The organism is Sorangiineae bacterium MSr11367 (assembly GCA_037157805.1).
GTDB lineage: Bacteria > Myxococcota_A > Polyangia > Polyangiales > Polyangiaceae > Pendulispora > Pendulispora rubella.
The window spans coordinates 3,953,155-3,971,241 of record CP089983.1 but is presented as its reverse complement, the minus strand read 5'-3'; the positions used below and the strand labels follow the sequence as shown (position 1 = coordinate 3,971,241).

At 66.7% G+C, this 18,087-nt stretch carries 11 protein-coding genes and 1 pseudogene; 10 read left to right on the top strand and 2 right to left on the bottom strand.

Annotated features, from left to right (window positions below):
- Positions 1-3: 3 nt before the first annotated feature.
- The 3 genes from LVJ94_15990 to LVJ94_15980 are packed head-to-tail and all read left to right on the top strand — an operon-like array spanning position 4 to position 3,480.
- Positions 4-1,311, top strand: coding sequence for a serine/threonine protein kinase (locus LVJ94_15990; protein ID WXB08729.1), 1,308 nt, complete (start codon positions 4-6; stop codon positions 1,309-1,311).
- Positions 1,301-2,149 carry a hypothetical protein gene (locus LVJ94_15985; protein WXB08728.1) on the top strand — a complete coding sequence of 283 codons (849 nt, stop codon included), beginning with the start codon at positions 1,301-1,303 and terminating at the stop codon, positions 2,147-2,149. The genes LVJ94_15990 and LVJ94_15985 overlap by 11 nt, the downstream gene beginning before the upstream one ends.
- Positions 2,146-3,480, top strand: a complete 1,335-nt coding sequence (locus tag LVJ94_15980) for a sigma 54-interacting transcriptional regulator (GenBank protein WXB08727.1) — start codon at positions 2,146-2,148, stop codon at positions 3,478-3,480. The genes LVJ94_15985 and LVJ94_15980 overlap by 4 nt, the downstream gene beginning before the upstream one ends.
- On the opposite strand, the gene LVJ94_15975 is transcribed toward LVJ94_15980, so the two are convergent.
- Positions 3,481-4,458, bottom strand: a complete 978-nt coding sequence (locus LVJ94_15975) for an endo alpha-1,4 polygalactosaminidase (GenBank protein WXB08726.1) — start codon at positions 4,456-4,458, stop codon at positions 3,481-3,483.
- Positions 4,459-4,599: 141 nt separating this feature from the next.
- Here LVJ94_15975 and LVJ94_15970 point away from each other — a divergent pair, with 141 nt between their 5' ends.
- The 5 genes and pseudogenes from LVJ94_15970 to LVJ94_15950 all read left to right on the top strand — a co-directional run bounded on the left by LVJ94_15970 (position 4,600) and on the right by LVJ94_15950 (position 11,105).
- Complete coding sequence (locus tag LVJ94_15970) at positions 4,600-6,366, top strand: M14 family metallopeptidase (protein WXB08725.1); 1,767 nt, start codon at positions 4,600-4,602, stop codon at positions 6,364-6,366.
- A 23-nt stretch (positions 6,367-6,389) separates the two neighbouring features.
- On the top strand, positions 6,390-7,691 hold the full coding sequence (locus LVJ94_15965) for a dihydroorotase (GenBank protein WXB08724.1): 1,302 nt from the start codon (positions 6,390-6,392) through the stop codon (positions 7,689-7,691).
- Positions 7,691-8,821 carry a glutamine-hydrolyzing carbamoyl-phosphate synthase small subunit gene (carA, locus tag LVJ94_15960; protein ID WXB08723.1) on the top strand — a complete coding sequence of 377 codons (1,131 nt, stop codon included), beginning with the start codon at positions 7,691-7,693 and terminating at the stop codon, positions 8,819-8,821. The genes LVJ94_15965 and carA overlap by 1 nt, the downstream gene beginning before the upstream one ends.
- A gap of 66 nt (positions 8,822-8,887) precedes the next feature.
- Positions 8,888-10,267, top strand: a pseudogene (gene rimO / locus LVJ94_15955) (30S ribosomal protein S12 methylthiotransferase RimO).
- Positions 10,268-10,496: 229 nt separating this feature from the next.
- Complete coding sequence (locus LVJ94_15950) at positions 10,497-11,105, top strand: TetR/AcrR family transcriptional regulator (GenBank protein WXB08722.1); 609 nt, start codon at positions 10,497-10,499, stop codon at positions 11,103-11,105.
- A gap of 422 nt (positions 11,106-11,527) precedes the next feature.
- On the opposite strand, the gene LVJ94_15945 is transcribed toward LVJ94_15950, so the two are convergent.
- Entirely contained in the window at positions 11,528-11,899 is a 372-nt protein-coding gene (locus LVJ94_15945) for a hypothetical protein (protein ID WXB08721.1), read from the bottom strand.
- Positions 11,900-12,057: 158 nt separating this feature from the next.
- On the opposite strand from LVJ94_15945, the gene LVJ94_15940 reads away from it, so the two are divergent.
- The gene (locus LVJ94_15940; GenBank protein ID WXB08720.1) at positions 12,058-14,796 is read left to right on the top strand and encodes a hypothetical protein; all 2,739 of its coding nucleotides are present in this window, start codon (positions 12,058-12,060) and stop codon (positions 14,794-14,796) included.
- A gap of 11 nt (positions 14,797-14,807) precedes the next feature.
- The gene (locus LVJ94_15935; protein WXB08719.1) at positions 14,808-17,915 is read left to right on the top strand and encodes a protein kinase; all 3,108 of its coding nucleotides are present in this window, start codon (positions 14,808-14,810) and stop codon (positions 17,913-17,915) included.
- Positions 17,916-18,087: the final 172 nt, after the last annotated feature.

The following is an 18,087-nucleotide window of genomic DNA, read 5'->3' as shown; positions in this document are numbered from 1 at the left end:
GCTGTGGAGGAGCGCACCGAGACCTTTCAGGGGCCAAACGGTCCCCGGAACGACGATGGCGAAGGTGCGCGGCCCCATGCACCGGAGGCCGGGCGCACGTTGGGGCCCTACGAGCTCGTGTCCTTCCTCGGTGCAGGCGGCATGGCCGAAGTTTGGGTCGCCGTGCGGCGCGGCGGCTTCGGCTTTCGTCAGGTATTCGCCATCAAGATGATCCGCCCGGAGTACGCGAAAGATCCGGCGTTTCGGGCCATGTTCCTCAACGAAGCGCGGCTCGCCTCGCACGTGCGGCATACCAACGTGCTGCCGGTGTTGGACCTCGGCGAGGAGGGCGAAACGGTTTACCAGGCGATGCCGCTCGTCGAAGGCGAGTCGGTGGCGGCGCTGGTGAAGCGGCTCGCGCGAACGCAGCTGCCGCCCCAACTGCCGCTGGGTGCCGCCCTGCGCATCTGCATCGACGTGGCACGCGGGCTTCATGCAGCGCACGAGGCCCGGGACGAAGCAGGGCAACGACTCGAGCTGGTGCACCGTGACGTGTCGCCGCACAACATCCTCGTCGGCGTCGATGGCGTGGCCAAGGTGGCGGACTTCGGCATCGCGAAAGCCTTCGGCCTCGCGCATACGGGCAACGGCGAGGCGGACGCCATCATCGGCAAACGCGCCTACCGCGCGCCGGAGCGAGGGGTTCTCGATCGGCGCGCCGACATTTTTTCCCTCGGGGTGGTGCTCTGGGAGTTGCTCACCGGCGAGCGGCTCTTTCAGGGCACCGAGGCGACGTCGTTCTTGGCGAAGGCGCCGCACGTGCCCGACGTGCGTACACACCGTCCGGACATTTCCGCGGCGATCGCGGAGACCGCGGCCCGGGCGCTCGCGGCGGATGTGGCCGCGCGCTACCCTTCCGCGGAGGACTTCGCCGACGCGATGGAACGCGCCGCGCGCGCGGACGAGATCGATCTCTCGTCGAAGATCGTCGGCAGCCTGGTCACGCCGGCCGCAGATGCCGACGAGACACACGCACCGACGACGTCGAGCCTACCCCGACCATCGTCGCGCCGTACCTGGCCGGCACTCGCGCTCGGCGGTGTGCTGGTCGTGGCGGCGTCGCTGTTGGCGCTGGCGCCCCGGCCGCCGGCACACGCCCCCGTCGTGGCCTCATCGCCGCCCACCGTGGCACCGGTGGTGTCGGTCGCCGCCGAAATCGCGACCGCGGATGCCGCGCCCCCGCCTCCTTCCTCGAAGCCGACCCCCGCGGCGGCGCCGCGGCGAAAACGTGCCCCCGCGCCGAAGTTCGACAGCAACCCCTATGCGCACTAACCGCGGCGCCGTTCTCCTGACGGCACTTCTCCTCTACGCGGGCCCCGTTCGGGCGGAGCCCACGGCACACGAGCGCGCGTCGGCCAGCTTTCAGCAAGCGCGCGCGGCTTTCGCACGGCGCGAGTTCACCGCGGCGGCGGCGGCCTTCGAGCAAGCCGCCGAATACGAGCCGCACCCCGTGGCCTGGTTGAACGCCGCCGAAGCATGGGCGCGTGCCGATGATCCCGTGCGGGCCGCCACCGATTGCGATCGCGTCCTGGAGGATCGCAACGCGGCGGCGACGTACCGCGACGAAGCCAAAACACGCCTCGAGGCGCTCGGACAGCGCGTGGCCACCGCCGACGTTCGCGGCAACGCGGGAAGCCTCGCTTCGCTCGACGGCGGGCCCACGTTCTCGCTTCCTGCGCGCAAACGCATGACCGCCGGCTCGCATGTGGTCACCGTCACCGAAGGCGGTCCGCCGCGTCGATTCCCCATCACGGTGCGCCTGGGCGAAACGGCACTCGTCGATGCGACACCGCCACCACCACCGGCTTCTCCACCCGCGCCGGAAGCCCGCGCACTGGCCGTTCACCCCGTGCCGAACACCTCGAAACATCCGCCCACGGCCACGTGGATCGCCTTTGGCGTCTCGGGGGCCGCGCTGGCTTCGGCCACGGTCTTCGGCTTTCGCACGATGAGCGCACACGACGACTTCGACAACGCACCCACCAACGACACGCGGGACGCGTTCTACCGCGAGCGGCTCGCCACCAACGTGTCCCTTGGTGTCGCCCTGGTCGCGGCCGGGGTGGGCCTCACCCTTTGGCTCCTCGCGCCGTCGGCATCCCGAAAATGAGCGCCTCCTCCGAAACCGCAGCACTCCGTTCGACGGGATCCTCCGTGCGCGTGCGGGCCGCATGGCTCGAGGTGGTGGCCGGCCCCGACGCCGGAAGGCGCGCCCGCGTCGACCGCCCCGTGTTCGTCGTGGGCAAGGGCGAAGGCTGCGACCTTCGCTTGCGCGACACCACTGTGTCGCGCGAGCACCTGCGCCTGGGGCTCTCCCCCGTTGGCATCGTGGTCACCGACGGCGGCAGCAAGAACGGAACCTTGTGCGGCGCCCTTCGCATCGCGCAGGTCACCCTGACCGCCGATGCCACCTTGGTCCTCGGGGCGACCACCCTTGCCGTGCGGCTCGACACCGGCGAGACCGAGCTCGAACTCAGCGACAAGGACCGATTCGGCGAAGCCTTCGGCGTCTCACCGGCCATGCGCAACGTCTTTGCGCTGCTCGAGCGGGCTGCGCCTTCCGAGGCGCCCGTCCTCCTCGAGGGCGAGAGCGGCGTCGGCAAAGAGGTGCTCGTGCGCGCGGTCCATGCGCACTCGCGCCGGAGCGATGGCCCCTTCATCGCCATCGACTGCGGCGCCATCCCGGCCTCGCTCATCGAGAGCGAGCTCTTTGGCCACGAGCGCGGTGCGTTCACCGGCGCCGAACGCCCGCGTGAGGGCGTCTTTCAGCAGGCCCACGGAGGAACGCTCTTTCTCGACGAGATCGGCGAGCTCTCCCTCGATCTGCAGCCCAAATTGCTTCGCGCCCTGGAGACGGGCGAGGTGCGCCCCGTCGGCGGGCGAGCGCGCGCCGTCGACGTGCGCGTCGTCGCAGCCACCAACCGGCGCCTGGGCGAGGCGGTGCACCGAGGCGAGTTCCGCATCGATCTGTTCTACCGCCTGGCCGTTCTGCGCGTCGTCGTCCCGCCGCTTCGCGATCGCCGCGAGGACATCGTCCCCCTCGCCCTTTCCTTTTTGCGCCGCACCACCCGCGACGACGGCGCCGAGCTGCCGCCGGACTTCGCCGCGCTGCTCTCGTCGTATGCCTGGCCCGGCAACGTGCGCGAACTGCGCAACGTCATCGATCGCTACGCGCTCTTCGGCGCCGCCAACCCGCAACGCCTCTTCGACCCGGAGCCCGCACGGGCGAGCACGCCCGACGCGGAGCTCTTCGACGTGCCCTTCCACGAGGCGAAGCAGACGCTGGTCGACCGCTTCGAACGCGCGTACCTCACGCATGCCCTCAAGACGACCGGCGGCGTGGTCACCAAGGCCGTCGAGCGCACCGGCATTGCGCGCCCGACCATGTACCGCATGCTGAATCGCCTCGGCCTGGGGAAATCTTCCGAGGAGGAAGGCTAATTACCAGGTCGTGCGGTTGTCGGGCACGCAGGGCCTGTACACGTAGGACTTGTTCTTCGGCCCGCTCACCTGAAGGTCGCGCTGCGACGAATTGATCCGCCACGCATTCGCATTCGTGCAGTTGGGCGCTTTTCCGTATTCCACGTTAAAGACGGCCTTGCCCTTGGCCCCGAAGCTGTCCTTGAAGAAGTGGCATTCGTTGAATTCCCAACATTCCTCGGTCAGCGCCCAGTCGTACAACGGCTCGAGCTCGACGGCCTCCGTGTTGTTGCCTTTCAGACCGATGGACAGCCCGAGGGAATGCGCCATGTCCGCGAGGGCCCTGTGGTAGGCCGCGTTGTCCGCTTTGGTGATGGGGAAACCCGGGTTGTTGCTCCACACCTCGGTTTCATCCGGCTCGACGGCATCGAACCCCTTGTTTTTGCACCAGTTGACCATGCGCTTCTTCATGATCGGCAAGAGGACGTCCATCCGACGGATATCGAGCCAAAAGTGCCCGTCCCACCCTTGGTCGGGGTTTCCAATGACGGATTTCGGGAAGTCCTTCGCATCGGAGCGGAAGTCCTCCCACACCCCGGCATCGAAGTAACAGATCGCTTTGTTGTTCGGGTTTGCCGCGTGCAGGCTGGACACGGTGGATGCGGGGGTCAGCTCTCCGTCGATGTCGTACACGGTCACGTTGGGCAGCAGATCGCGCGGGTAGACGAAGGTGTCGGACAGCTGCCAGTGCCAGTGAATCGGCTTGTCGCTTCGCGGCTGCCACCACGTCGTGGGAGCGGGCGCGGAGCCGCCGTCGGACACGCGCGCATCGGGGGCGCCCGCATCGCGGGGGCGGCGAATGTCGTCGTCCGCCACATACGGGTTGCCTGCGTTGCCTGCGTTCGAGGATCCATCGGAGCACGCGGCAAAGCCAAGGCCGACGAGGCAAACCAGCAAGGACGTCGCGCAGCACCGCATCGAAAACGAAGAGTCGGTCATGAGGCCTCCTGCACGGCCCCTACGCACATTCGAGACCAGCGCGATCTCCGGCAAAAGACGCCGCGCGCGATCGGGAAGTGTCTCACGCGTGAGAAAGGCCTCTCGCCGCGTAGACAGAAAGCGGCGCTATAGTCCGCGACCGTGGAGACCCTCGATTCGCTTCATCGCGGCTTTCGCCAACGCTACATCGACTACGACACGCTCACCGCGCAGGTGCACGCGTGGGCCGAGCATTTTCCGCACCTCGTGCGCTTGCGATCCATCGGCAAATCGCTGGAAGGCCGTGATCTCTGGCTGCTCACCATCGGCCCCGAACCCGACCGCGTTCGCCCTTCCGTATGGGTCGATGGCAACATGCACGCGGGCGAGCTATGCGGCTCCAGCGTCGCCCTCGCCATCGCCGAGGACGTGATCCGCATGCACGTCGGAGCAGGTGAAGGGGGCGAGGCGCACGACCTCCCCGCCCACGTGCGCGCCGTCGCCGCCGATGTCCTCTTCTACGTGCTGCCGCGCATGTCGCCCGACGGTGCCGAGGCCGTGCTCACCGAAGGGCGCTACGTCCGCTCCAACCCGCGCGACCGCCGGCCCGAGCGGCACCAGGTCCCCCGCTGGGTCTACCGCGATCTCGACGGCGACGGCCTCACCTTGGCCATGCGCCAGCGCGACGAAACCGGCGAATTCGTCGAGTCGAAGGACTTCCCCGGCCTGATGCTCCCGCGCCAGCTCGAAGACGAAGGCCCCTTCTACAAGATGTACCCCGAGGGCATCGTCGAGCCCTTCGACGGCGTCACCATTCCCGATCCCGGCTACCTCACGGACACCGACACGGATCTCAATCGGAACTTCCCTTTCTCGTGGGTGCCCGAGGTCGAGCAGGTCGGCGCGGGCGCCTTTCCCACCAGCGAACCCGAGTCGCGCGCCGTCGTGACCTTCGTCTCCGAGCACCCGGAGATCTTCGCCTGGCTCAACCTCCATACCTTTGGCGGCGCCTTCCTCCGCCCGTTGGGCACGGCGCCCGACAAGAAGATGAACCCGTCCGATCTGGCGCTTTTCCAGCAGATCGGCGCCTGGTGCGAGAAGCTCACGGGCTACCCCATGGTGTCCGTCTTCGAGGAGTTCCTCTATTCGGCCGACACGGTTCTCCACGGCGATCTCGCCGCATTCGGTTACCACCAGCGCGGCGCCATTGCCTACGTGTGCGAGCTCTGGGACTTCTTCGCGCAGGTCGGCCTCGAGCGCAAACGCCCGTTCATCCTGCGCTACTCGCAGATCACGCGCGAGGAGTTCGTCCAGATCGCCCGCTGGGATCGCGAGCACAATCAGGGGCGCATCCTGCGGCCGTGGCGCACCTTCCAGCATCCGCAGCTCGGGGAGGTGGAAATCGGCGGACGGGATCCGCGTGTGGGCATCCAGAATCCGCCGTACGAGCGCATCGCCGAAATCTGCACCAACCAGGCAGCCGCCCTCTTCCGCGTGGCCGCCCTCGCCCCGCGCGTCGTCCTTGGTGAGCCCCAGATTACCCGCCTGGGCGAGGGCACCTACCGCGTGGACCTCACCGTGGAAAACCGCGGGTACCTGCCCACGTTCGTGCTCGCGTCGGCCAAGGGGCTCCCGTTCAATGCGCCGCTGTACGCCGAGGCCATTGCCGAGGACGGCGTGCGCGTCACCCCACCCCACGAGGTGCGGCGCGACGTGGGCCATCTCGAAGGCTGGGGCCGCGGCCTCGACGCGTCCCTGGGGTTCGTGGTCCAACAGCACGCGCGCGGGAATGTCTCCCGCCGAACCGTCTCCTGGGTCGTCGCCGGACGCGGTTTCGTCACGGTTCGCGTGCGGAGTTGCCGCACCGGGCTCATCGAGCGAAGATTCCACGTGGGGAGCGACTCGCGTCCGGAACGAGTCGTGATATGACGGCGCCGAGCCAAAGGAACCACGTGGAACGCCTCATCGTCTTCCGTCATGTGCGCGCCATCGATCCCTCGTCGTCCCTCGATGCGATCATCGACGTCGTCATCGAGAACGACCGCATCGTTCGCCTCGGCCCCAACGTCGGCGCCGAGGCGGCCAAAGCCGAATGGGCCCAGGTCATTGCCCCGCCGCCCGGCGCGTGGCTGCTTCCCGGCCTGGTCGACCTGCACGCGCACCTGCGCGAGCCCGGCCAGGAGTCCAAAGAGGACATCCGCAGCGGTCTTGGCGCCGCCGCTGCCGGCGGCTTCACCGACGTCTGCGCGATGCCCAACACCGTCCCGGTGAACGACAGCCGCATGGTCACCGAGGCGATGCTCGCGCGCGCCCACGACGTGGGTGGCCCGCGCCTGCACCCCATCGGCGCCATCACCATGGGCCAGCGCGGCGAAGCGCTCACCGAAATGGGCGATCTGCGCGAGGCCGGCGCGGTGGCGGTCTCCGACGACGGCCGCTGCGTCACGAGCAGCTCGGTCATGCGCCGCGCGCTCGAATACGCCAGCGTGTTCGACATGCCGGTGATTCAACACGCCGAAGACCACGCCCTGACCGAGGGCTCGCAGATGCACGAAGGCTCCGTGTCGACGAAGCTCGGATTGCGCGGTTGGCCGCGCGTCGCCGAGGACATCATCGTCGCGCGCGACCTGATGCTTGCAGAGTACACGGGTGCCCGCTACCACGTGGCGCACGCCTCGACCGAGGGCACCGTTCGCCTGCTGCGCGAGGCCAAGTCGCGCGGCCTGCGGGTCAGCGCCGAGGTGACGCCGCACCACTTGCTCCTCACGCACGAGGCCGTGGGGCTCTACGACACGGCGTGCAAGGTCAACCCGCCGCTGCGCGAAGAGCACGACGTGCAGGCGCTGCGCGAAGGCCTGGCCGACGGCACCATCGATGCGGTCGCCACGGATCATGCGCCGCACGGCATCCTCGACAAGCATTGCGAATTCGCCGAGGCCAAGCCCGGCATGATCGGCCTCGAGCTCTGTCTTCCCCTCTTGCTCGGCCTGGTCGAGCAGGGTGCTCTGCCGCTGAATCGCCTCGTGGAGTCGCTGACGCATGCGCCCTCGAGCATTGCCCGCCTGCCGGACAAGCGCATTCGCGAGGGTGCCCGCGCCGATCTCGTCCTCATCGATCCCGAGGAGCGCTGGACGATCGAAGCATCGCGCCTACGCTCCAAGTCGAAGAACACCCCCTTCATGGGCCGAAACGTCAAAGGACGCGTGAAAATGACCTTGGTGGCTGGAAACATCGTCTTCAACGGGGGTTCGTGATGAGCACCGAGCGCGCTTACCTCGCTCTGGCCGATGGAACCGTCTTCCCCGGGCGACCCTTCGGTGCGCGCGGGCTGACGACGGGCGAAGCCGTCTTCACCACCACGATGACCGGCTACCAAGAGGTGCTGACCGATCCGTCGTACGCCGGACAAATCGTGACGATGACCGCCTCGGAAATCGGCAACGTCGGCGTCAACGCGGAGGACAGCGAATCGGTCGACGGCCGCGTGCACGTGGCCGGCTTCGTCGTGCGCGACCTGAGTCCCCTCGCCTCCAACTGGCGCTCCGAGGAGTCGCTGGACGCGTACCTCGCGCGGCACGGCAAGGTGGGCATCGAGGGCGTCGACACGCGCAAGCTCACGCGCCATCTGCGCGACCACGGCGCGCAAAACGCCGCCATCGGCACCGAGGCCCCCGAGGTGCTCGTACGCCGCGCCCGCGAGGCCGTCGACATGAACGGACTCGATCTCGTCGACGTCGTCTCCCCGCGCGAGCCTTACCGCTGGACCGAAGGCCGCGGCGGCTGGAAGGTGCCCAACCCGATCACGGGCGCGATCGCCTCGAACGAGCCGAAGTACAACGTCGTGGCCATCGACTACGGCATCAAGAAGAACATCTTGCGCTGCCTCGTCGACGCGGGCTGCAAGGTCACCGGCGTCCCGGCGCGCATGCCCGCCGCCGAGATCCTGGCGATGAAGCCCGACGGCGTCTTCCTCTCGAATGGCCCGGGCGATCCCGCGGCCGTTCAATACGGCATCGCCACCGTGCGCGACTTGGTCGGCAAGGTTCCCATCTTCGGCATCTGCCTCGGGCACCAGCTCCTGGCCAGCGCGCTGGGCGGCAAGACGTACAAGCTCAAGTTCGGCCACCGCGGGGCCAACCAGCCGGTGAAGGATCTCACCACCGGCCGCATCGAGATCACCACGCAGAACCACGGCTTCTGCGTCGACCTCGACTCGCTCCCTGCCCGTGCCCAGCGCACCCACGTGCACCTCAACGACGGCACCAGCGAGGGCATCGCCGTGCCGGATTTGCGCGCCTTCAGCGTCCAGTTCCACCCCGAGGCCGCCGCCGGACCGCACGATTCCCTGTATTTGTTCGAGCGATTCACCCAGATGATGGGTTGATTCGGCGTTCCTAGCTGGTTCCAGGTGCTCCACCCGGGCCCGCGTGCTACGAGGAGCGCTTCGAAAATGCAGGGAAAGACGCGCGGAAAGCAAACGGAGACCGATTCGAAGCGGAAAAGCGTGTACTTCGTCAGCCTCGGCTGCCCGAAGAACCGCGTCGATAGCGAGGTCATGGTGGGCGTCGCCCGCTCCTCCGGGTACGAAGTCGTGGCCGACGCCGAAGAGGCGGAGACCATCGTCATCAACACCTGCGGCTTCATCGGCGAGGCCAAGAAGGAGTCGATCGACACCATCCTGGAGATGTCCGAGCTGAAGAAGCACGGCCACCTCGAGCGCCTCGTCGTCACCGGGTGCCTCTCCCAGCGGTACCCGACCGAGCTCTCCTCGCAGATGCCCGAGGTCGATCACTTCCTCGGCTCGAGCGACATGCTCAAGCTCGGCGACGTGCTCCGCGGCGGCGCCGAACGCATGCTCGTCGGCCACCCGGCGGACTGGGTCATCAGCGCCAAAGATCCGCGCGTGCTCACCGGCAACCGGGTGCACGCTTACGTGAAAATCGCCGAGGGCTGCAACCGCGTCTGCTCCTTCTGCACCATCCCGGAGTTTCGCGGCAAGCAGCGCTCCCGCACCATCGACGACGTCGTGCGCGAGGTCGAGCAGCTCGCCGCGCAGGGCGTGGTGGAGATCAACCTGATCTCGCAGGACACCATCGCCTACGGGCGCGATCTCTCCAAGGAGTCCCGCGGATCGCTCGCCGCACTCGCGCGGCGCGTGGCGGACGTGGAGGGCATTCGCTGGGTGCGCCTCTTTTACCTGTATCCCGAGACCATCAACGAGGAGCTCATCGAGTTGCTCGGGCAGCACCCCCGCGTCGTTCCTTACGTGGACATGCCGCTCCAGCACGCGGCCGACGCCATGCTTCGCCGCATGAAGCGCGGTCACGGCGCCAATCGCCAGCGCCGCGTGGTCGAGCGCATGCGCAAGGAGATCCCGGGCCTCACCTTCCGCACGGCCTTCATCGTGGGCCACCCCGGCGAGACCGACGAGGAGTTCCAAGAGCTCTGCGACTTCGTGACCTGGGCCGAGTTCGATCACGTGGGCGTCTTCCGCTACTCCGACGAGGAGAGCTGCAAGAGCTTCGGCTTCGACGACAAGGTCACCGCTCGCGTCGCCTCGAGCCGCTACCGCAAGCTCATGAGCCTGCAGCGCCGCATTGCCCGCAAGGCCAACAAGGCGCGCATCGGGCAAGAGCTCGATGTTCTGGTCGAGGGCCAGAGCGAAGAGCACGACTTCGTGATGGCCGGCCGCCATGCGGGCCAGGCGCCGGAAATTGATGGCCAGGTTTACCTGTCCGGTGCCGAAGTGCTCGCCGGTCAGATCCGGCGTGTCCGCATCTCGCAGGCCAGCGACTACGATTTGGTCGGCGACGTCATCGACGAAGAGTCCTTCACCGCCGCACCGGCTCCGAAGAAGAAGAAGCGCATCGCGCTGAAAATGTTCGACGCGCCCGCCTCCATCGCCTCGCCCACGACTGAGTGGCGTTAGGCGAGTGGCGTTAGGCGAGCGGCGTTAGGCGCCCGTCGCCGCATCGCGTCATTGGAAAAGGCGTCGGCCGCACCACAAGGCTTGTGCGACGTTGCCGTTTTCCGTGCATGATATTGCCGATCGGCCAAAAATGAGCGCGCGCTCATCGTACAAAAAGAGCGAGGCCAGTCGGCGTTCCGTCGTCGAGGCCGCGGTGCGCGCATTGGCCAACCAGGGCTTCGCGCGCACGAGCGTGAGCGACATCGCCGACTCGGCGGGCATGAGCAAAGGGGTGGTGCACTACCACTTTGCCAACAAGGACGATCTCATCACGCGGGTGCTCGAGCACTGTTCCGAGATCGTCCGCTCACGCATCCGCGTCGCGTGGGATCTCGGCGGCGCACCGACGGAGCGCATTCGCCGTCTCCTCCGCGAAGCGTGGGCCATCCGCCGCGAAGGCGGCCCCGAGATCCGCGTGATGATGGACCTGATGACCCAGGCCGTGCACGACACGCAGCTGCGCGGCGCCGTCCGAAAGATGATTCAAGCGACCCGCGAGCAGATCATCGCGGAGTTCATGCTGAGCTTCCAAAATTTGGGCCTCCGGCCAAAAGTCTCCCCGTTGGTGGTCACTCGAATGCTCATGGCATCCCTGGATGGGCTCTGCATGCATCAGCTCTTCGACCCCCAGGATCCCACCGAGGAAGAGGAGACCCTGCGCGCCCTCGAGATCGTCGCGTTCTCCTTGTTCGAGCTCTAGGAGAGAGTTCACAGGACGACGGGAAGACGAGAAGGCCAGAAGGTTTCTTTGTGTATTTCGCGCGATTAGGGCCGCTGAAAACACACAAAACCTCAGGTCTTCCCGCCTTCCCGTCTTCCTGTAATTTCTCTCTCTCCTTTCGGATGAGTTGCGTCATGTGGCAGAGAGGTTAATTTTGACGCGTTGCAGTGCAAGCTCTTGACTTTTTGGCCCATCGGCCAAAAGATACTGGGCGGCCAGTTTTTATTTCTGGCCCAACCCGAAAGGGCATGCAGCCATGTTCGACAACCTTTTCACCATGATGGGTCCCGTTGGCAGCTCGTTTGCCATCGCAAGCGTGCTCATCACCGTGGGCACGGTGGTGGGCCTTGCCCGGTGCGTAAGCACGCGCCGCCTCGTTCGGTTCTAAGTCCCCGCGCCGCTCAGCGCGGGATCTGGAATGTCGTCAACGGGGAGCCCATCGTTCCGAACTCCTGTTTCACATCGAGAAAGTCGCCTGGGTTTGCGGGGATGACCGCTTCCCAGGTGCCTTGCGCGTCGGCTTCCGTGCCGTCCACGCGATCGTCGCCGGAGAGTGCGCTGTTGTGGTTGATGATCACCACGATGGCGTTGGGCTCCACACCGTGCTCCGAACGAAGTCGATACTGACCCTCCCCGGCTTGCGAAACCGACGGGATGGCGGGCGGCGGCAACGGCAATGTCGGGCTCGCGCACGCGACGAAGGCCAGGACGAGAAGCGCGAAAAACGCGGCGGAGAACCGGCGCACGATTCGCTGCAAAGAAAGCCTCGCCATGGTGCAAACTAGGTAGCACATTTCGAGCCCGGGCATTCTTCGCAGATCGAGCCCATTTTTCGGGAGAAGCGGCTCGATCGCACCGTAAGTTCCCAGGCGTTGCCAACTGAGTTGGCTCAATTGCCAATGCACGCGCTCGCGGGCTACAAGAAGAGGGGTTGGTCGCGTCGCTCTCCAAACCACCCCTGTCTGGTCCGGACTCCGCCCCCGCCGTTCGCGCGCGCCGGCGCGATCGCATCGGCTTCGCGAAAGCGTACGCGCGCCCCGTCCCGTATGCCCTCGCGCTTGCCGCGTTGCTCGCGTCCGCGCGCGGCGAGGACATCGATCCAAAAGCGGTGAGCCGCTCGGCCGCCCTCATCTCCGTCCTCTCGGCGCATGGCCTGACCTGCGAAGAGCCGGACATCGCCTGGGTGACCGGTGCAAACGGCATCGAGGGCGCCATGCTCGGGGGCGCACGCGCCCTCGTCCGCGCGCATGTGGCCAAGGAGCCCAACGATCTCTACCTCGTGGAGGCACGCCTCTCGCCCGAGGGCGTCTTGCTCGACGTGGGTTCGCTCTGGAACCTGACCCACTCGATGGGGGTGGACGAATCGCGCCCCGTCCTCGCGCGGCTCGGTGGGCGCACCTTCGCCGCCACGTCCACGTCGCTCGACGGCGTCGTCAAAGACGTGCACGTCTTCGATCTCGCAGGCCAATCGCCTGCACAGTACACGGAGTTCACCCGGCTGCAGCGTTGGCAGCTCGCGCTCGGCAATTTGCAGCAAACGGGGCAGACTTCGGGCGTCCTGCACCAAGTCTTCGAGCTGGATCCGCCGGCAGGCCAGATCGATCTGTCGTTCGCGCCCGATGGAAAGCTCACCGCGGTCGCCGACAAGCGCCGCATCGTCATCGACGCCCCGCGTGGTGCGACCGTGGAGGGTGCCGGCTGGGTTCGCACGCGCCCCGACGTGAAGGCGGCGCCCGGGCGGCTCGTCACGTGGGCCGTCGATCGCGTGCGCGCCCTGCCGTGGTTCGGCGAAGAGAAGATGCAGGTCGTCAAGGCCGTCGCCTTCACGGCGCTGGATTGGGCGATGCGTGTACGCGCACGCATCTCGCCCGACGCCACAGAGCAGGAAGTCGAGCGCGATCTCGCGGGCATCAACCAAGGGCAGCACCAGCCGGTGTTCACCGATCCCGAACTCGGGTGGCCGCCCACCGCGATGAAGCCCATCGTCACGCCGCCCCTCCCCGGCGAGGGCCAGTGGATCTCGCTCGAGCGCGACCCGTTCATCCGCCAGGGGCCCGGGCTCCCCTCGCCCTTCGTCACCTCGTTCGTGCGCGCGGACAAGACGCGCCACGAGACGCGTGTGTACGTCACCTTGTGGGATCCGCGGCAGATTGCGCTGCACATGCAGGCCGGCACCGTCGAGCCGGTGAGCGCGACCGGCGAGGCGGGAACCGGCGAAGTCCCGCGCACCCCCGAGGTGTGGAATCACCTCGTGGCCGGCTTCAACGGCGGCTTTCAAGCGATGCATGGCGAGTACGGCATGCAGGCCGACGGCGCGCTCTATCTGCCGCCCAAGCCCTACGCGGCCACCGTTCTCGAGATGAAAGACGGCTCGACGGCCTTCGGCGCGTGGCCACCGGATACCCCCGACGTCGGCGACGAGGTGCTCTCGTTCCGGCAGAATCTCACCGCGCTGGTGCAAGACGATCGGTTCAACCCGTGGGGTCGCACCTGGTGGGGCGGCACGCCCAAAGGCTGGGCGGACGAAGTGCACACCACGCGCAGCGGCCTCTGTCTCACCAAGGAAAACTTCGTCGGTTATTTCTGGGGCAATGACATTTCGGCCGACGTGCTGGCCAATGCCATGTTGGCCGCGCGCTGCGCCTTCGGCATGCACCTCGACATGAACACCGGCCACGCGGGCTTCGAGTTTTACAACGCGCAGCCGAAGGACGCGCTCACGGCCCTCGGGAGGCCGCTCCAGCAAGATTGGGAATTCGAAGGCTCGCTCAAGTCGATGCCCGACTTCCGTGTGCGGGCGCGGCGCATGGTCAAGGGCATGGGCCACATGAACTTCCCGCGCTACATCCACCGCGACGAGCGCGACTTCTTCTACCTGACGCGGCGCCCGCTGTTGCCGGGGCCCGATGTGGCGTCGGCGATCACGCCGGCCGTTCCCGGCGAAGGCACATGGCGCGTGAAGGGTCTTCCGCAGCACGGCTTTCCGTATGCGATGGCCGCCACGTGGGTGCGCCCCCTCGCAAGTCGACCCGACGTGAAGGTGCGTGTACTCCGCATCGATCCGCGCACCGTGCGCGCCGCCGCCAGCGCAGGCACCACCGAACAGACGCCGACCGTCGTGTCCTTTTCGGGTGCGCACCCTTCACGCGGCGGACCAGGACAAATCGGCATTTGGCTTTCGCAAGGTCTCTTTCAGGCTCTGCCGAATGCGCCGTCCGAAGGAATGCTCCTCGCCGGCGGCGAATCGATCGCGGCATCGAAGGGCGCGCGCACGTTTGCGGGCATCGATGACGAAGAAGGCATGCTCGTATGGATCGAGCTCGATCCGGCTCGGTCCCCCGATGCAGAAACGACAGCCGCCATCGATGCCCTTCTTGCACGGCTCGGATGCAGCACTCGCTTGGCTACCGCCGGTGACGCACATGCGTTTCCAGGTGGTCACCTGGATATTGCAGGGGAGCCCGTCGCGGAAATGGCTGCGACGGCGCGGCTCGTTCGCGGGGAAACGGCGGGGGCCCATCCGCAATTCGCGTCGACGCCCATCGTCCGACCTTCGGTATGGCAGCCGCTTCAAATGCAACGGGTGCGTTATTTCAATAAGAGAGCACCGCGATCTCCGAGTTCACAGGCGAGCGCCGTTCCCCTTTTGGATGCGGGCGCGCCGAGGTAAAAAGGAATGCGTTGAGTTTCCCACGTGCCTTCGGCCCCTACACCCTGCTCGCCCGGATCGCCTCCGGTGGAATGGCCGAGGTGTTTCGTGCCCGAAATAAGAAATACGGCCATTTCGTCGGGCTAAAAAAGATTCTTCCCCATATCGCGGAAGACGAAGAATTCATTTCCATGTTCGAGGACGAGGCACGCATCGTGTCGCGTCTGGAGCATCCGCACATTGCGCGCATGCTCGATTTTGGCCGTGTCGATGGAAGCTTCTACATCGCCTTCGAATACGTACATGGAAAAGATCTGCGGGCGGTCTTCGAACGGTCCACCCAGCGGGGCATGCCGGTCCCGCTGCCGTTCATCCTCTACGTGTTCTCGCGCATCGGCGAAGGCCTGAGCTACGCGCACGCGCGGCGCGATGAAAACGGACTCCCCTCCTCCATCGTTCATCGCGACATCAGTCCGCAGAACATCGTCGTTTCCACCACCGGCGACGTCAAACTGGTCGACTTTGGAATTGCCAAGGCCCAGGGCAAAATCTCGCGCACGCAGGTCGGTTCCATCAAGGGAAGCTTCGGCTACATGAGCCCCGAGCAAGCGTGCGGCGCCGAGGTCGATGCGCAGGCCGACGTGTTCGGGATGGGCGTTTGCCTCTGGGAATTCCTCACGCAGAAGCGGCTCTTCGACGGCGAGAACGAGTTCCTCATCCTTCAGAAGATCCGCGACGCGGCCACGGTAGCGCCGCCCTCGACCATCCGGCGGGATACGCCGCCCGAGCTCGACCGCGTGGTGATGCGGGCCCTTTCCACGGATTTGGACACGCGCCAGCGTTCGGCCAAGGAGCTCTACAGGGAGCTGCAATCCGTGGCGATGGCCAAGGGTGCAGTGGCGTCGCGGGCGGAGGTGGCTGCCTACATGCGCCATCTTTTTCCCGAGCTGACCGACACGCCCTTGGACGCACCGGAAGCGAACGGACCCGTGAGCACCGGCCCGAGGACGCAGCGCATCGGATGGCCTGAGAAAGCCCAGGGCGGTACCATGTCCGCTGGGTCCCAGGAGATCACGGAGATGTCATCAGAAGTCGAGGACGATAACTCGGAGGACGACACCATCGCAGCGGGGCGTCTGCCGCCGATGGAGACCGTGGCCGGAAAGGTCGTGCTGAAACGAGATCCTCGGCAGGGAACGTCGGCCCAAAGCGGACCTCCGAATCCTCCGTCTCCGCCCGTGGGCCGCATGCGCAGCGATGCACCTCGGCCCACGAGCCCCGTGGCGATGCGCTCACCGGCGCGCGATGTTCCGCTTGCACCGGCCATCGGCAAGCGAACCTTGCTCGGCGTCCATGCCGCCGGGGCGCCGGGTGAGTTGACGTCGTCGGATCTCACCCCCGTCGCGGTTCCGTTCTCCGCGTCGACGCCGCTTCACAATGCGGCGTATCCAGCCTCGGCTTATTCGACGCAGCAGCGGCAGGCGCTGCAGGCGGGCGCAACGTTGCCCCTCGATTGGGACGACGAGCACGAGGCGAGCAACGTGCTCGACAACGCCGATCGCCCCAGCGTGAACGTGCAAGGTCCGCCATCGCAGCGGCGCAGTGCGGCCCCACGCATCACGCCGGCGCCGCCGCCACCTGCACCGCCGCCCGTCACGCAGCGCGGTGGATTTCGCACGGCCCCGCCGACGACGTCGCCGCCTCCGCCCCTGCCGCAACGTGGATCGGGCTCGGTGCCCGTCGCATCGGGGTACAATTCGACGCCGCCGCCGTCACGCCGGTACAATTCGCCGGCGCCGTTCTCGCAGCCCCTGCAACCGATGCAGCCGCCCGCGTCGGTGCCGCCTCCATCGTCGGGCTTTCCGCGGCGTGCGACGCCCCTGCCGATTCAGGCGGGCCCCATTTCGACGAACCCCGCGCCGGCCTATGGGGCGCCACCGTATCCGCCGCCCATGAGCCGTTACGAGCCGACGGCGTTGGTGCGTCCGCCGCCGAACCGCACGTGGCTTTTCGTGTTGCTCGCCGCGGCGCTTCTCGTGGTGAGCGCGACCACGCTGCTCATCGTGTTCGTCCCGCGCACGGGCAAGGTCGCCGTCCGCGTGAGCGATCCCAAGGGCATGATGTACAACCGCGTGGAGATCTTTCTCGACGGCAAGAAGCAGTGCGATACCTCGCCCTGCCTCGTCGAGGGCGTGAGCGCGGGCGCGCACAACGTCAAAGTGCTCGGCGCCGACGGCTCGGTGAGCGAGCGCGCGGTCGTCGCCGAATCACGCAAGGAAGTGCCGGTCGACGTGGTGCTCGCGTCGAATGCATCGCGCCCCACCACCGGCCTTCGCGTGGCCGCCAACCAGCCCGGGATGAAGCTTCTCGTCGACGGGCGCGAGGCGGGGCTGCTCCCTCAAGAAGTGCGGGACCTCAGCCCGGGCGAGCACAAGATCCGCATCGTCGGCAACGAACGCTACGAGCCGCTCGAGCGCGTCGTCACACTCGCCAAAGACGAAATGCAGGATCTCGGCTCCATGTCGCTGAAGGTCCTTCGCGGCAAAGTGACCATTACGCTCGGCACGCCCGGGGCCAAGGTCTATTTGGTCTCCGGCCCCGATCGACGCGATTTGCCGACGTTCCCCATTTCGGTCGACATCGACACGTCGAACAAAGCGTGGAACCTGGAGGCATCTCGTTTCGGATTCTCCGATTACCGACAGCCCATTAGCTTTGCCGATGGGCAGGCCGAGAAGACCTTCAACGTCCAACTCGAACCGAAGGTACCGCTTCCCCAATTCGCGGCAGCCAATCCGCGCACCGCCCCCGCAGCCCCGCCGCCGGCCAAAGAGCGATCCGAGGGGCCGACGATGCTGCCGGACCGGAATGCACCCGCCGCCGCGGCATCCGACTACTCGGGCACGAGCCAGCAAGCGGGGCCTGGGGGTGAGGCGTTCCTCAACATCAATTCGATCCCGGCATCGTCGGTGGTCCTCGACGGAAAGCCGATTGGGAGTACACCCAAGGTACGAATCTCCGTACCCCCAGGCAACCACACCGTCGTCTTCGTGAATGCCGAACAGGGCCTTCGCAAATCCGTTCAAGTGAGCGTTGCCGCAGGTGATACCAAACCCGTCATCGGGAAGCTCCGCGAGTAACGACCATGCGCCACATTCACAACGGTTTCACGCTGATCAAGATGCTCGTCGTGGTTGCGATGGTCGGGCTTTTCGCCGGCCTCGCATTGTACGGAGTGCGCCAGTCGCATGTGAGATGAGATAGGGGATAGGGTTTAGGGTTTAGGGGGAGAGAAAGCAGCTCTCTCTCTTC

What these genes read in the sequence shown, in the direction of transcription:
- LVJ94_15985 (WXB08728.1), top strand. Translation starts at nt 1,301, where the DNA reads ATGCGCACTAACCGCGGCGCCGTTCTCCTGACGGCACTTCTCCTCTAC.
- LVJ94_15980 (WXB08727.1), top strand. Translation starts at nt 2,146, where the DNA reads ATGAGCGCCTCCTCCGAAACCGCAGCACTCCGTTCGACGGGATCCTCC.
- LVJ94_15975 (WXB08726.1), bottom strand. Translation starts at nt 4,458, where the DNA reads ATGACCGACTCTTCGTTTTCGATGCGGTGCTGCGCGACGTCCTTGCTG.
- carA (WXB08723.1), top strand. Translation starts at nt 7,691, where the DNA reads ATGAGCACCGAGCGCGCTTACCTCGCTCTGGCCGATGGAACCGTCTTC.
- LVJ94_15950 (WXB08722.1), top strand. Translation starts at nt 10,497, where the DNA reads ATGAGCGCGCGCTCATCGTACAAAAAGAGCGAGGCCAGTCGGCGTTCC.
- LVJ94_15945 (WXB08721.1), bottom strand. Translation starts at nt 11,899, where the DNA reads ATGGCGAGGCTTTCTTTGCAGCGAATCGTGCGCCGGTTCTCCGCCGCG.